Here is a 14,276-nt window from a genome sequence, read left to right on the forward strand (position 1 = left end):
AAGATTTAGGAGGCAAGTGCGTGCCGGCCGCGTCGGCGACGGAATACCGGCTTCGCCTCGGTGCTAGCGGCCGAGTCTTCCTCCGGGGCGTTAGGCGCTTGCTGCTGCATCTGCGCCCGCTCGATCTTTGAAGCCAACGCCACCTCGACTGCAAACCAGACAAGTCCGATGATGGCCATGACAACGATGAGGATATTGCGGGCTACCAATAGGTAGACGGCGAACATGTTCTCGCCCACGTGGTTCCAGATGTAGTCATAGTTGAATGGGTAGACCAAGGTGCCCAGCACGGCGGCGATAATGGTGCAGGACGCTAACAAGGCTTGGAATATCCGCACGGAGGCGAATCCTTGCGGCAGGCGCTGGCGGATCACCACGGCAAGCAAGGGGCCCAGCCAGACGATGTATTGCGGGGAGAAAACCTTATTCGTCGCGATGAGCAGCAGGACCATAACGGTAAAAAACGCCATGGTTGTGCGGGTGGTCCACCCGCCGGCACACAGCCGGTACAGCGCCCAGCCCACTGCGAAAACGAGCATGGCAATGGTGGCAATCGTGCTCCACGTCATTGCGGTATCTACGCCAGGCCCGGAAATCTCAAAGCTCTTGGACGGGGCGTAGCCCAAGTGCCAGCGCCCTGGAGTGCGATGTGCCTGCAGCAACAGGAACGTCGCCGGGATGGACTCCAACTGGAGACCGCGCACGCCCTGATAGTTCAGCGGTGAAAGCAGGCGCTCGGTACCAGAGGCAGCAATCGTGACGGTGCAGACTGCGACGATGGTGCAGAAAAACGCGAGTAGGCGTTGCCAGGTTGCGGATCTGTTGAAGCGGCCCACTAAGCCGGCAGCGAGGACTCCTGGCCATAGCTTCATCGTGGTGGCAAAACCCAGTACCGCCGAGGCGATGAGCGGGCGGGTAGCTAGAAGGGCAGCTGCCCCGGCCACGGCTAGGGCGGGGAATATATCGAGACGCCACACAAAGGTGTGGCCAGCTGCGGTGCCAAAGAGGACCCAGAACCAGGCGGCCTGGAAACTGCGCGGTTGAGTCGCGTGGTGACGCAGGAGGAGGGCTAAAAAGGCGGCGTCCACTAGCAGGGTCATGATGGTGAAGCCGATATAGAATGCGGTGATATTCTCGCCGGTGAGCCACCCCAAAAGCACCGTGGGCCACGTGCCCGCGTGAGGGTATTCGGTCATCTTTGTCGGGTCATCGCCAAAGCGTCCAGCAAAATAATATGCGACATCGCCCCTGGGATTGTGGTTAATCTTGAGTAGGTAAATAAGGACAAGGCGGGCGATGACCCACCCAATCCATACTGCTGGAACAGAAGCGATGCGTTTCACTCGAAAGACTTTATTCAATGCGCGCTTACTTCGGTAGCGGACATAGTTTCTTCTAGAAAATTCCTCTACTTTTGCGCCCAGAAGTGGGGGACGAATTGGAAAAACAAACTGTCGGCTCGTCCAGTGAGTAGTGTGGACAGCAAACGCTGGGAGAAGTGACGTAGAGCATAGGGAGCGTGCAGATGGCATCCATTCGCGAGGTCTTGGCCGTCGAGGAAACGAAAACGGCCGATGTCTTTACAGGCCCTGCTGTGGAGTCGCGGATTGAGCGTACCTTTGGCGGGCAGATTGCTGCGCAAGCAGTGGCCGCAGCCCAGCGCACTGTGTCTGGCAAAGAAATCCACTCCCTGCATGGTTACTTTGTAGGCCCTGGCGATGTGAGCCGGCCGATTGAGATCCGGGTCGAACGCATTCGGGAGGGGAGATCTTTTGCCAACCGGCAGGTACGCGTCTACCAGGGACATGTGCTCCTTTTTATTCTTATGGCTAGTTTCCATCGCGACGGGGATCGCGGCCCGCAGCATCAGGATCCTGCGCCAGAGGTGCCAGGGCCCGAGGAAGCAGCTCGGATGGGCGGCGGAGCCCCGTACTCCACCCGGATCATCCTCAAAGAGTGGGAGGAGTGGGATATTCGCCTCGTGCCAGAAGAAGGCCGCGATCCGGTGGCTGCAGAGCGCACCGGTGCCGGCTATCGGTATATCTGGTTTCGCAATACTGCCAGCCTGCCTGCGGATTCTTCCTTTCACCGTGCGGCGCTGACCTATATGTCTGATATGACGCTGATTCGCTCCGCGCTTATTCCGCATCAGGGAGAAAAGGTGCAATTGGCCAGCCTTGACCATGCGATATGGTTCCTGCGCCCCTTCCGCGTGGATGAGTGGTTGCTGTATGAGCAGGTATCACCCACAGCGTCGAATGCTACGGCGGTTGCGCGTGGCAAGATTTTTACCGAGCAGGGTGAATTGGTGGCGTTGGTGAACCAAGAGGGGCTTACGCGTTACTTAGATGAAAATTTGGGCAGCGGCTCTGCCCATGGCAATTGGCACAATGTATAAGAGTGTCCCGCTTATAAGGGGGTCGCTTTCACGCATTCGTGCAGCACACGTATAATTGCCACCAGTTTCAGCACCCGATTAGAAAGGGACTACATGTCAGGCCACTCGAAATGGGCAACTACCAAGCATAAGAAGGCTGCCAACGATGCCAAGCGTGGCAAGGAATTTGCCAAGCTGATCAAGAACATCGAAGTGGCGGCTCGTACTGGCGGTGGTGACCCAGCGGCTAACCCAACACTTGATGACATGATCAAGAAGGCCAAGAAGGCCTCCGTCCCCAATGACAACATTGAGCGTGCTCGCAAGCGCGGTTCCGGTGAAGAGGCCGGCGGCGCCGATTGGGAAACCATCATGTACGAAGGCTACGGCCCGAACGGTGTAGCCATGCTCATTGAGTGCCTTACGGATAACCGCAACCGTGCGGCGACCGACGTGCGCACTGCGATGTCCAAGAACGGCGGCAACCTGGGTGAGTCCGGCTCTGTGGCCTACATGTTCACCCGTACCGGCTACGTCTTGGTAGAAAAGGGCGAGCTAACGGAGGATGACGTCTTGATGGCCGTGCTGGAAGCAGGCGCGGAAGAGGTCAAGGACCAGGGCGAGAAGTTTGAGATTGTTTGCGCGCCGACGGACGTGCAGGCAGTCAAGGATGCGCTCAAGGACGCCGATATTCAGGTCGATGACTCCGACAATGATTTCCGCGCCTCCGTTGAGGTACCGCTGGAGGCCAATGACGCCAAGAAGATTTTCCGCCTCATCGACGCCTTGGAAGACTCCGACGATGTGCAAAACGTCTACACCAATATGGATCTCTCCGATGAGGTTCTAGCCGAGCTGAACGAGGACTAACCACCTCGCCGCAAGGACGGCTCTTAGCGCCGGTAGCGCTCCGTGGGTATAGCCCAGGAGACGTTGCCGGCGCTTCGTTATGTGACAGCTGGATGCTACGCTTGTAGAACACCTGTGTGTAGTCCATAATGGGGCAGTAGGCGGTGCACAGTGGTGCCAACATGACAATGGGGGAGAGATGAACCTAGAAGGAATGCGCGTGATGGGAATTGACCCAGGCTTGACGCGCTGCGGACTTTCCGTGGTTCAGGCTGGTCGTGGCCGAGCAATCCTTCCTGTTTCTGTCGGTGTGGTGCGCACCCCTAGCGATAAGGACTTGACGGAGCGCCTCCTGCGCCTTTCGGTGGCGGCGAAAGAGTGGATGGATGACTATTCGCCAGATGTGGTTGCGATCGAGCGCGTCTTCGAACGCGGCCAGGTGTCCACAGTCATGCAAACGGCCCATGTAGTTGGTGTGCTGGTGCTAGCTGCCGCCGAACGCGATATTCCGGTCTACATGTACACCCCGTCCGAGGTGAAAAAGGCCATCTCTGGAAACGGGCGCGCGGATAAGAAGCAGATGACCACCATGATTACCCGTATTCTGGGGTTGACTGAACCGCCCAAGCCTGCCGACGCCGCCGACGCTCTTGCGTTGGCAGTCTGCCACTGCTGGCGTGCCCCGGCCATTGTGCGGATGGATCATACCGGTCTCGGGCTTGGTGCTAAGACCAGCGGCGTGCGCGGCCAGGGCAAGAAGCGCTAGGGAATTTTACTGAGAGTGGAAGGATAGGAAGCCAATGATTGCTGCACTGCGTGGAGAGGTAATCCATATTGGACTCGACCATGGGGTTATCGACTGTGCAGGTGTGGGGTACAAATTTTTAGCTACCCCAAAAACTCTGGGCACCTTGCGTCGCGGGGAACAGGCTACGGTTCTGACTAACTTGGTGGTCAAAGAAGATTCTCTGACTCTCTATGGCTTTAGCGCTGATGAAGACCGCGAGATGTTCCACGTGCTGCAATCCGTGTCCGGCCTAGGGTCTAAACTTGCCTTGGCGGCGCTGTCGGTAATGGGGGCAGGGGAGCTTGCTGCGGCAATTGGCGCGGAAGATGTAAAGGCGCTGCAGTCTATCCCGGGCGTCGGCAAGCGTATGGCCCAACGCTTGGCGCTGGAGCTGAAAGATAAGGTAGCGGCCTTTGCGCCAAGCGAGCCCGCCGCCGCAGGTTCCGTTGATACTGCCGTCGCGCCGGCCGGTGGTGCCGTGGTAGAAAGCGTGACTGAGGCACTCATTGGCCTTGGGTTTACCGATAAGGGAGCGCGTCCCGTAGTGGAATCCGCTTACGCGGACAACCCCGATGCCGATACGTCCTCTCTCTTGCGCGCAGCGCTGGCGCAGCTGGGCAAGAAGAAATAACCGGCAGGAAGGCTGAAGAATCATGTCCGATATTGAGCGCACCGAGTTCAATCTCCCTGAGGGCGTCGACGCGGCGCACGCCACCCAGCGCAATAGCGATGTGGATGCCACCGCACACTCCGAGGAGCATGATATTGAACGCTCCTTGCGTCCAAAGTCGCTCGAGGAATTTATCGGCCAACCCAAGGTGCGCGAGCAGCTCTCCCTTGTGCTTAAGGGGGCAAAGAACCGTGGGGTGACGCCCGACCACGTTTTGCTTTCAGGTCCGCCGGGCCTGGGCAAGACCACTATGGCGATGATTATTTCCCAGGAGCTGGGCACCTCGCTGCGTATGACTTCCGGGCCCGCTTTGGAGCGCGCCGGTGATTTGGCCGCAATGCTTTCTAACCTGATGGAAGGCGATGTCTTGTTCATCGATGAAATCCACCGTATTGCCCGGCCAGCAGAAGAAATGCTGTACATGGCAATGGAGGACTTCCGCATTGACGTCATTGTGGGCAAGGGGCCTGGTGCTACTTCCATTCCGCTAGAGATCCCGCCTTTTACCTTGGTCGGCGCGACTACGCGTGCCGGCATGCTCACGGGCCCATTGCGCGACCGCTTCGGTTTCACCGCGCAGATGGAGTACTACGACACGGCCGATCTCACCCAGGTGATCAAGCGCGCTGCCCACATCCTGGACGTGGAAATTGACCACGATGCGGCAGTAGAAATTGGCTCTCGGTCGCGCGGAACCCCGCGTATTGCTAACCGTTTGCTGCGCCGCGTGCGTGACTATGCCGAGGTCAATGGCACCGGCTTGATTGATCTCAGCGCGGCCCAGGGAGCGCTCGAAGTCTTTGACGTAGATGACATGGGACTTGACCGCCTCGACCGGGCGGTGCTCAATGCCTTGATTAAGGGGCACGGCGGCGGACCGGTTGGCGTGAGCACGCTGGCCATCGCAGTGGGCGAGGAGCCCTCGACGGTCGAGGAGGTGTGTGAGCCTTACCTGGTGCGTGCCGGGATGGTTGCGCGCACTGGGCGCGGCCGTGTAGCTACCGCTGCAGCATGGCGACACCTGGGGCTTACCCCGCCGGAGGGCGCGGCCGGGCTGTTTTAATTCAAGGGCTAGCCTGCTTGGCGATGCCCCCTTGGGGTTTCTGTGTGCATCGCCGTCTGGCACACTAGGGTGCTATGGAAATCATCATTCTCATCATTATTGGCATCCTCTTCGTCGTTCCCTCGTTTATGGCCATGCGAAAGCAGCGCCAGCGCCAAAACGAGATGCAGGCCCTCCAGAACTCCCTGCAGCCGGGCGACGCCATCGTTACGGCGGGCGGCGTGCACGGCGTAGTGCGCAGCACTGGCGATAAGGATGTGGATCTAGAAATCGCCCCTGGCGTAGTGGTTACTTTTGACAAGATGGCGGTCATTCGCACTGAGCAAGAGGCCAATGAGCTTGCGCGCCCCGCTGCTGGGGAAGAGAAGAATGATGCGGCAGATAGCCTGCCTGATGAGAAGTACCCTCCGTTTGACGGCGAGGAGAAGAAATAGCCCGCCACTTCCTAAGAGTTACCTTAATGTTTGCTAGGTAGGTGGGGCCTTCGCGGAGCGTAGACCCCGTCACACTTTGGGCCTTTTCCGGCCCTCGTTAAGGAAAACTCCGCCTGATGACGTACGATTGTGCGTTGTTGACGTGCCTGCGCCGTATGGCGGGGCCGTATTTAATGTTTAAACACCCTGTTATAAGCAGCACAGGAGATTATCGTTGTCCGCAAAATCCCGTGGCGCTATGAAAAATAGCAAACGCCAATGGCCGAAGCGTGCGATCGCGCTCTTCGTTCTCATTGTGGTTGTTATCTATGCGCTTATCTTTTTAACTGGTAGCCGTCAAAGCACTCCAAAGCTTGGCATCGACTTGCAGGGCGGTACCCGCGTAACGCTGGCGCCGCAAGGCGAGGAACCCACCCAAGACCAACTCAAGCAAGCACGCAATATTTTGGAACAGCGTGTTAACGGCATGGGTGTTTCTGGTTCTGAGGTTGTCATCAACGGCAATACCCTGGTCATTACCGTGCCAGGTGAAGACGCCTCCCAGGCACAGGCCGTGGGCCAGACCTCGCAGCTGTTCTTCCGTCCGGTGGCAAAGCCATCCATGCCGGACATGGAAAAGCTCAATAAAGAGCTGGAAGATATGGCCAATCGTTGGGTGAAGTACGACGTACTGAGCGCAGACGAGGCCAATAAGCAGATGGAGCAGATGACCCAGGCCATCGCTCAGCAAGAAGCGCAGATGACTGGCAAGGAGCCAAAGAAACAGAAGGCTCCTAAGGTCAGCGCCAAGCCGCTTGAGGAGCCAAGCAACTCCATTGAGCAGACAAAGCGCCGCGATGAAGTCACGGAGATGCTGCTGAAGGACCGCCAGTCCGAGGATCCGACCACCCAGGCTGCAGCCTCCGCGCTGATGACCTGCCAGGGCAGCACCGATCCCTTGGCCGGTGCCGACGATCCTGCCAAGCCATTTGTTACCTGTGACTACTCCAACGGCAACCCGTACGTTCTGGAGCCAGCACCGCTTCTCAATGGCATCAAGGACGAAAACGGCACCCGCCTCACCGGTAACGAGATCGATACCAATTCTCCGATCGAAGGCGGCCTGAACGGTCAGTCCGGCCAGATGGAGATCAACTTCTCCTTCAAGACCGGTGATGGCCCGAACGGTTCTCAGACCTGGGCAGACCTGACGCAGGAACACTTGAAGGACCAGGTAGCCATCACCCTTGACTCTGGGGTTATTTCCGCACCGGTCATTCAGGGAGCAACCCCAGTCGGTTCTGCTACCTCCATTACTGGTGACTTTAGCCAGGAAGAGGCACAAAACCTGGCTAATAACCTGAAGTACGGCGCACTGCCGTTGTCCTTCGCAGGTGAAAATGGCGAGCCGGGTGGCACCGTAGAGTCCATCCCGCCAACACTGGGTAAGGCCGCTCTGCAGGCCGGCCTCATTGCAGGCCTTGTTGGCCTGGTACTCGTGATGGCCTACTCGCTGTACTACTTCCGCGCGCTGGCCGGCGTATCCCTCATCTTCCTCATTGCCTCCGGCGTACTGACCTATGGCTCCCTGGTTTTGCTGGGCCGCTGGATCGGCTACTCGCTGGACCTTTCCGGTGTCGCGGGTCTGGTCATCGGTGTGGGCGCAACCGCTGACTCCTTCGTGGTCTACTACGAGCGCATCAAGGACGAGCTCCTCGAGGGACGCACCTTCCGCTCCGCTACACAAAAGGCGTGGGAGCGCGCGCGTGCCACCATTGTGACCGGTAACGCGGTGACCCTGATTGGCTCTGTTGTGGTCTACTTCCTCGCCATCGGTGAGGTGAAGGGCTTCGCCTTTACCATGGGCCTGACCACGGTCTTCGACCTAGTCGTATCCTTCCTGGTCATGGCACCACTGATGCAGATGGTCGGCCGCCGTCCGGCTGCCGCTAAACCTTCGATGAATGGCCTCGGCGGTATCTACGCACTGGTGGAAGAGCGCCGTGAGCGCGGCTACTTCGGATCGGGACGTCGTCAAGCGAACGCTGCTGAATCCGCGAGTGCAAAGGAGCCAGCCACCAAGGAAACGGCAGGAGATTCTGCCGCAGGAACCGCACGTCCCGTAGATGCTGCGGAAGATGAGGAGAAATAAGCATGGCTGTTTCGACTAAGCACAAGATTTCCCGGATGGACCGCCTCTACGAGGATGAGCGCGGTTATGACTTCATCGGTCGCACCAAGCTGTGGTACGGCATCACTGCAGCACTAATCGTGGCCGCAGTGGCCGCGATCCTCATTCGTGGATTCTCGCTCTCGATTGACTTCGAAGGCGGCACCACGTTGTCGATGCCGGCAGGCGACCTCAAGGAAGACGAGGTAAGCCAGGTCTTCGAAGACTCCACCGGTGTAGAACCCGAGCAGGTTCACATCGTGGGCGCTGGCGATTCCGAGACCTTGGAAATCGTTTCTGAGCGCCTGAGCCAAGAGGACGTGAATGCGGCCCGCGCGGCTATCTATGACAACTTCCAGCCGAAGGATGAAAACGGCAAGGCCACCCCGGATGCCATTGGCTCGTCCACGGTATCCGAATCCTGGGGTTCTTCTATTACCCAGCGCATGCTCATTGCCATGCTGGTCTTCCTGGTAGCCGCGACCGTCTACGTGGCCATTCGCTTGCAGAAGAACATGGCTTTTGCCGCCATCATCGCGCTGATTGCAGACGGCGTGATTATCGCCGGTATTTACGCCCTCTTTGGCTTCGAAGTTTCCCCGGCCGTCATCATTGGTCTGCTTACCGTCCTGACCTTCTCCATGTATGACTCGGTCATTGTCTTTGACAAGATCAACGAGAACACGGAAGGCCTCGAAGGCCAGCGCAAGAAGACCTTTGCTGAGCTGACAAACTTGGCTATTAATCAGACCGTCATGCGCTCGATTTCTACCTCGGTAATCTCCGCGCTGCCTATCATCGCGCTCTTCGTGGTCGCCGTGTGGCTCATGGGTATCGGTACCCTCCGCGATCTGGCACTCATCCAGCTCATCGGCGTGGTCGAGGGCATTTTCTCCTCCATCTTCTTTGCTACGCCGCTGGTCGTGACCTTCGCCAACATGTCCAAGAAGATCAAGCGCCACAACAAGCGGGTCGCGGACTACCGTGCCGGCAAGGACCAGGATGCAGCGGTAGAATCCGGCGCAGCATCCTCCGGTCGCACCGTGGTCTCACCAGTGAGCGCAAAGTCCACCCCGGCTGAGATCGAAGACGATCCGTCCGAGTCCACTGGGCAACCTGGCGCAACCTGGCGCCCGGGCCGGTAGCTTGCGGTAGTAAAATTTTGGCGAAGCGGTAGCTGAAGTGAGGGCAAATTACGGTGCTTAAATCAAAGAGCAGTTCTAGAAATCGTCACTGGGGAAGGAAGGCCATTGCCTCGTGCGTTTCAGCTCTAGCTCTAGCTGCTTCTGCCTGTAGCGGGCAGGGCGGCGAGGAGGACACCTCTAGTGCTCCCCAGGAGCCAGAATCCTATGGATACTTTGGCTACCAGGTTAATTCCCGCTTGGCCACCACTAATGCTGGCACGTCTTTTGGTGATGCTACCTCCGCCGGACTGCTGTCTACGCGGCTTTATCCGGGGCTTTTTGTGCCCGGTCCCTCTGGCGAATTAATTCCCAATGCGGATCTGGTTGAAACTGAAGAGCTTCCGCCCGTTGCCGGCAGCGACCAGCGCAGCGTTCAGCTCACTTTGGAGGAGGACGCCGTATTCTCCGATGGCACTCCTGTTACCTGCGATGATTACTTGTTGACGTATGTGGCCGGTACTCATCCAGCTGAATTTGCCTCCCATATGCCGTTGATGAATGACATCTCGGAATTTAGCTGTGAGCCCCAAAGCAAAACCTTCACCCTGACCTTTAACAAGGATCAGGGGCAGCGCTGGCGCCACATGTTTGGCGCCGGCACGGTCATGCCGGCCCATGCGCTGGCCAAGAAGTCCGAGTTGAGCATTGAGGAACTCAACGCCGCCCTGGCAGTAGAAGACATGCAGGCGCTTGCGCCGGTAGCTAAGGAATGGCGCTATGGCTTTTCCGTGGCCAAGGATCAACTAGATCCCGAGCTGCAGGTCTCCTTCGGACCCTATGTCATTGACAAGGTAGGCGACGAAGGGGAGGTTATTCTCAAGGCAAACGAAAAGTACTTCGGAGACGCCCCAGCGGAAGATCATGTTGTGGTCTGGCCTTCGGATGCTGACGCACAGAAGCTTGCTGATAAAGGCGCACTGCGCGTAGTGGATGCCGCAAGCGAAAATCCTGACTGGCTGGACAGCACGAAGGATGAGGCAGGGGAGTCCCCCTATGAGGTCACTCCAATGGTAGGCGAGCTAACGGATACGCTCACGCTATCTGAAGCTGGAGTATTCGCGGAGCCGTGGGCGCGCGAGAGCTTCGCAGCCTGCGTCGATCAGCAGGCGGTTGCGCAAGCAAGCTCAGCGGCCTCCGGTGTGGAGGTGCCACCGGCTTACTTGCGTACCGTCTCCGCGACCAACCCAGTCGCCGGCGGTCTAGACAAGGTGGGCAAGGAACACCAAGGCACGGATTTGGCTAAGGCCGGTGACCTCAACGGTACGACCATCAAGGTCGGCTATTTGGGGCCAGACAAACGCTACGCCGCCATGGTGGAACAACTCCGTGCATCCTGTGAGCCGGCTGGTATCACCATCGAGGACGCGTCTGGGGAGTTCATGTCCCAGCACTACTTGGAAATGGATCCGGAAACCTGGGCGCCTACCGTCGATGCCTTCCTCGGCCCGGTCGATCCCCAGACGGAGTATTCCACTGTGGAGTCAAGCATGAAGAACTCTGCGGAGCTGAAGAAGACAGAAGAGGCTCTGTGGAAGGATGTACCATCCATTCCTCTCTCCGCGCAGCCGCGCGTCTTCCTCGTCCGCCGCGACGTGGAAGGCGTCCTGCCGTACACTGGCGTCTCGGGCATCGGTTGGAATATGGATCGCTGGCACAGCACCGCCCCAACGGACACGGAATAGGCCCCGAATATCGGGCGTTCAAAACCTCTCGCAATTATTTCTCAAGGAAGACTATGAGTTCGCACTACGAATCAGCAGCACAGACACTCAAGGATAAGGTTCGCCTCGTTCAAGACTTCCCGGAGGAGGGCATCCTCTTTGAGGACCTCACCCCAGTCTTGGCGGATCCAGAGGCATTTCGCACCGTAGTGGACGGCTTGGCGGCCGCCTGCGAGGAATTGGGCGCGGATATGATCGGCGGCCTGGATGCTCGCGGATTCCTCCTCGGTTCGGCCGTTGCCTACAAGATGGGCCTAGGCATCTTGGCCATCCGCAAGAAGGGCAAGCTTCCGCCTCCGGTATATACCGAGGAATATGAGCTGGAGTATGGTTCTGCGGCGCTGGAGATTCCAGCCAGCGGCGTTGACATCAAGGGCAAGCGCGTAGTGCTTGTCGACGACGTCTTAGCCACCGGTGGCACCCTCCACGGCGCCAAGCTTTTGCTTGAGTCCGCAGGTGCCGAAGTCGCTGGCAATGTGGTGGTCCTGGAAGTCAAGGGTCTCAACGGGCGTGAGCGTTTATCCGGCCCACCGCTCATTGTGTTGAATGCCACAGACTAAGATGGGATGTCTAAGCTAGATCGCACGATCTAGATGGACATGAGGCCACAAGGCCCGTGGCACTGTGAAGGGCGGTAGATTTGGCCATGGACAAACCCGTAAAGCGCCAGTCCGGCGGCGGAATGCGCAGCATGTCGGCTCGCCTAGCTCGTTCGCTTACCGGCGGCCGAGTGAAGGTGAATCCGGTGCTGGACCCGTTGATGTCCATCCACCGCAAGTTTCACCCGAAGGCCGATGCTGATCTGCTCAATCGCGCCTATGACACCGCGGAGCGGCTCCATGAAGGTGTCTTTCGCAAATCCGGAGAACCGTATATCACCCACCCGCTCGCCGTGGCGACGATCGCGGCAGAGATCGGTATGGACACCACCACCATCGTCGCAGCGTTGCTGCACGATACCGTGGAGGATACGGACTACTCGCTAGAGGACCTCACTCGGGATTTCGGTCCTGAGGTAGCTCGCTTGGTCGATGGCGTGACCAAGCTGGACAAGGTGGCACTGGGCTCGGCCGCAGAGGCGGAGACCATTCGTAAAATGATTGTCGCCATGGCCACCGACCCCCGAGTCCTGGTCATTAAGGTCAGCGACCGCCTGCACAATATGCGTACGATGCGGTTCCTCCCACCCGAAAAGCAGGCTAAAAAGGCGCGGCAGACCCTCGAGGTGATTGCTCCGCTAGCTCACCGCCTCGGCATGGCCAGCGTGAAGTGGGAGTTGGAAGACCTGTCCTTTGCCATCTTGTATCCGAAGAAGTACGACGAGATCGTACGGATGGTGGCAGATCGTGCCCCCTCGCGCGATCGCGCGCTGAAAGAGATCATTAGCCAGGTCAGCGGGGCGCTGAAGGAAAACGGCATTGAAGCCGAGGTTATGGGCCGACCAAAGCATTACTGGTCCATTTACCAAAAGATGATTGTGCGCGGCCGCGACTTCGCGGAGATCTTCGACCTCGTAGGAATCCGCATCTTGGTCGAGGACGTCAATAACTGTTATGCCGCGATCGGCGTGGTCCACTCGATCTACCAGGCATTGCCGGGGCGCTTTAAGGACTATATTTCCTCGCCGCGATTCGGCGTGTATCAGTCGCTGCACACCACGGTGCTGGCAGATGGCGGCGCTACCTTGGAAGTCCAGGTACGTACCCACGAGATGCACTATAACGCCGAGTTCGGCGTGGCTGCTCACTGGCGCTACAAAGAAACCAAGGGCAAGAACTCGGGCCACCAGGAAGAAGTGGACCAGATGGCGTGGATGCGCCAACTTCTGGACTGGCAGAAGGAGGCCGCCGATCCCAACGAGTTCCTCGACTCCCTGCGCTACGACCTGACCGCCAAGCAGATCTTCGCCTTTACCCCCAAGGGCGATGTGGTGAACCTGCCTGCCGGTTCTACACCAGTGGACTTTGCCTACGCAGTACATACTGAGGTGGGGCACAGGTGTATCGGTGCCAAGGTCAATGGCAAGCTCGTCGCGCTCGAATCGAAGCTAAAGTCCGGCGACAAGGTGGAGATCTTTACCTCCAAGGATCCCAATGCTGGTCCGTCCCGCGATTGGCAAGACTTCCTCGTGTCTGCTCGAGCCAAGACCAAGGTGCGGCAGTGGTTTGCCAAGGAACGCCGCGAAGAACACTTGGAAGCCGGTCGCGATGCCCTAGCGACCGAAGTTCAGCGCGGCGGCCTGCCTATGCACCGCCTGTTTACTGCCAGCTCCATGAAGCAGGTAGCGGAACAGCTGCACTACACCGACGTCGATTCGCTGTATACCGCCATCGGGGCCGGCCACGTATCTGCTCAACACGTTGCCAACCAATTGGTTGCCATGTTTGGCGACCAAGATGATGCCATCGACACCCTGGCCTCGCGCACGCCGCTTTCTGAGATTGAGCACTCCCGTGCCCAGCACACCGAAGATTCGGCATCGGGCACCGGCATCTTGGTGGAAGGCAGCCCCGATGTGATGGCAAAGCTCGCCAAATGCTGCCAGCCCGTGCCGGGCGATGCCATTTTCGGTTTCGTTACCCGCGGCGGGGGAGTCTCCGTGCACCGAGCCGATTGCACAAACGCGGAAAAGCTCAAGGCAGAACCAGAGCGCATGTTGGAGGTGGCCTGGTCTTCTGGTACCTCCGCAACGGGCGCTTTCTCGGCGACGCTGCAATTGGAAGCCCTCGACCGTCAGGGCCTCCTCTCGGAGCTCACTCGGGTAATGAGCAATCAAAACATCAACGTTTTGACCATGAACTCGAATCGGGGCGATGACCACATCGCGACGGTTAGGTTTACATTCTCCGTTTCGGATACCAAGCAATTGGGCACCTTGATGACCACACTGCGCAATACCGAAGGCGTCTTTGACGTTTACCGCGTAACCGCCTAAGGCGCTGTGCCCCACCCTCAAGGAGGGGCGGGGCAAGCAATGCAAAGGCATCGGGGAGGTTACTTGTATGTGAATTCTTGACTGCTGCAAGGTAAAACTCCAGCAAG

Annotated in this window: 12 protein-coding genes; 11 read left to right on the top strand and 1 reads right to left on the bottom strand. The window is 58.4% G+C overall.

Annotated elements, in window-relative coordinates:
• Positions 1 to 5: 5 nt before the first annotated feature.
• Positions 6 to 1,343, bottom strand: a complete 1,338-nt coding sequence (locus tag ACKFRY_RS07725; protein WP_408922602.1) for a DUF2029 domain-containing protein — start codon at positions 1,341 to 1,343, stop codon at positions 6 to 8.
• Between the two features lie 182 nt (positions 1,344 to 1,525).
• Between ACKFRY_RS07725 and ACKFRY_RS07730 the strand changes: the two genes are divergently transcribed.
• From ACKFRY_RS07730 to ACKFRY_RS07780, 11 genes are all read left to right on the top strand, one after another.
• Positions 1,526 to 2,398 carry an acyl-CoA thioesterase gene (locus tag ACKFRY_RS07730; RefSeq protein WP_408922603.1) on the top strand — a complete coding sequence of 291 codons (873 nt, stop codon included), beginning with the start codon at positions 1,526 to 1,528 and terminating at the stop codon, positions 2,396 to 2,398.
• Positions 2,399 to 2,491: 93 nt separating this feature from the next.
• Positions 2,492 to 3,247, top strand: coding sequence for a YebC/PmpR family DNA-binding transcriptional regulator (locus ACKFRY_RS07735; RefSeq protein WP_150851185.1), 756 nt, complete (start codon positions 2,492 to 2,494; stop codon positions 3,245 to 3,247).
• Positions 3,248 to 3,425: 178 nt separating this feature from the next.
• On the top strand, positions 3,426 to 3,992 hold the full coding sequence (ruvC, locus tag ACKFRY_RS07740; protein ID WP_040425252.1) for a crossover junction endodeoxyribonuclease RuvC: 567 nt from the start codon (positions 3,426 to 3,428) through the stop codon (positions 3,990 to 3,992).
• Positions 3,993 to 4,026: 34 nt separating this feature from the next.
• On the top strand, positions 4,027 to 4,644 hold the full coding sequence (gene ruvA, locus ACKFRY_RS07745; protein WP_408922604.1) for a Holliday junction branch migration protein RuvA: 618 nt from the start codon (positions 4,027 to 4,029) through the stop codon (positions 4,642 to 4,644).
• Positions 4,645 to 4,666: 22 nt separating this feature from the next.
• Positions 4,667 to 5,746 (top strand): Holliday junction branch migration DNA helicase RuvB, encoded by a 1,080-nt coding sequence (ruvB, locus tag ACKFRY_RS07750; RefSeq protein ID WP_179386579.1) that lies wholly within the window; start codon positions 4,667 to 4,669, stop codon positions 5,744 to 5,746.
• A 74-nt stretch (positions 5,747 to 5,820) separates the two neighbouring features.
• Entirely contained in the window at positions 5,821 to 6,180 is a 360-nt protein-coding gene (yajC, locus tag ACKFRY_RS07755) for a preprotein translocase subunit YajC (protein WP_250408449.1), read from the top strand.
• A gap of 238 nt (positions 6,181 to 6,418) precedes the next feature.
• Entirely contained in the window at positions 6,419 to 8,311 is a 1,893-nt protein-coding gene (secD, locus tag ACKFRY_RS07760; protein WP_408922605.1) for a protein translocase subunit SecD, read from the top strand.
• Positions 8,312 to 8,313: 2 nt separating this feature from the next.
• Positions 8,314 to 9,474, top strand: coding sequence for a protein translocase subunit SecF (secF, locus tag ACKFRY_RS07765; RefSeq protein ID WP_179386577.1), 1,161 nt, complete (start codon positions 8,314 to 8,316; stop codon positions 9,472 to 9,474).
• Positions 9,475 to 9,710: 236 nt separating this feature from the next.
• Positions 9,711 to 11,195, top strand: coding sequence for an ABC transporter substrate-binding protein (locus ACKFRY_RS07770; protein ID WP_005324979.1), 1,485 nt, complete (start codon positions 9,711 to 9,713; stop codon positions 11,193 to 11,195).
• Positions 11,196 to 11,248: 53 nt separating this feature from the next.
• Entirely contained in the window at positions 11,249 to 11,794 is a 546-nt protein-coding gene (locus tag ACKFRY_RS07775) for an adenine phosphoribosyltransferase (protein WP_200435678.1), read from the top strand.
• An 86-nt stretch (positions 11,795 to 11,880) separates the two neighbouring features.
• Positions 11,881 to 14,169 carry a RelA/SpoT family protein gene (locus tag ACKFRY_RS07780; protein WP_408922606.1) on the top strand — a complete coding sequence of 763 codons (2,289 nt, stop codon included), beginning with the start codon at positions 11,881 to 11,883 and terminating at the stop codon, positions 14,167 to 14,169.
• The last annotated feature ends 107 nt before the right edge of the window (positions 14,170 to 14,276 follow it).

This window comes from Corynebacterium tuberculostearicum (assembly GCF_046097255.1).
In the GTDB taxonomy this organism is placed as follows: domain Bacteria; phylum Actinomycetota; class Actinomycetes; order Mycobacteriales; family Mycobacteriaceae; genus Corynebacterium; species Corynebacterium tuberculostearicum_J.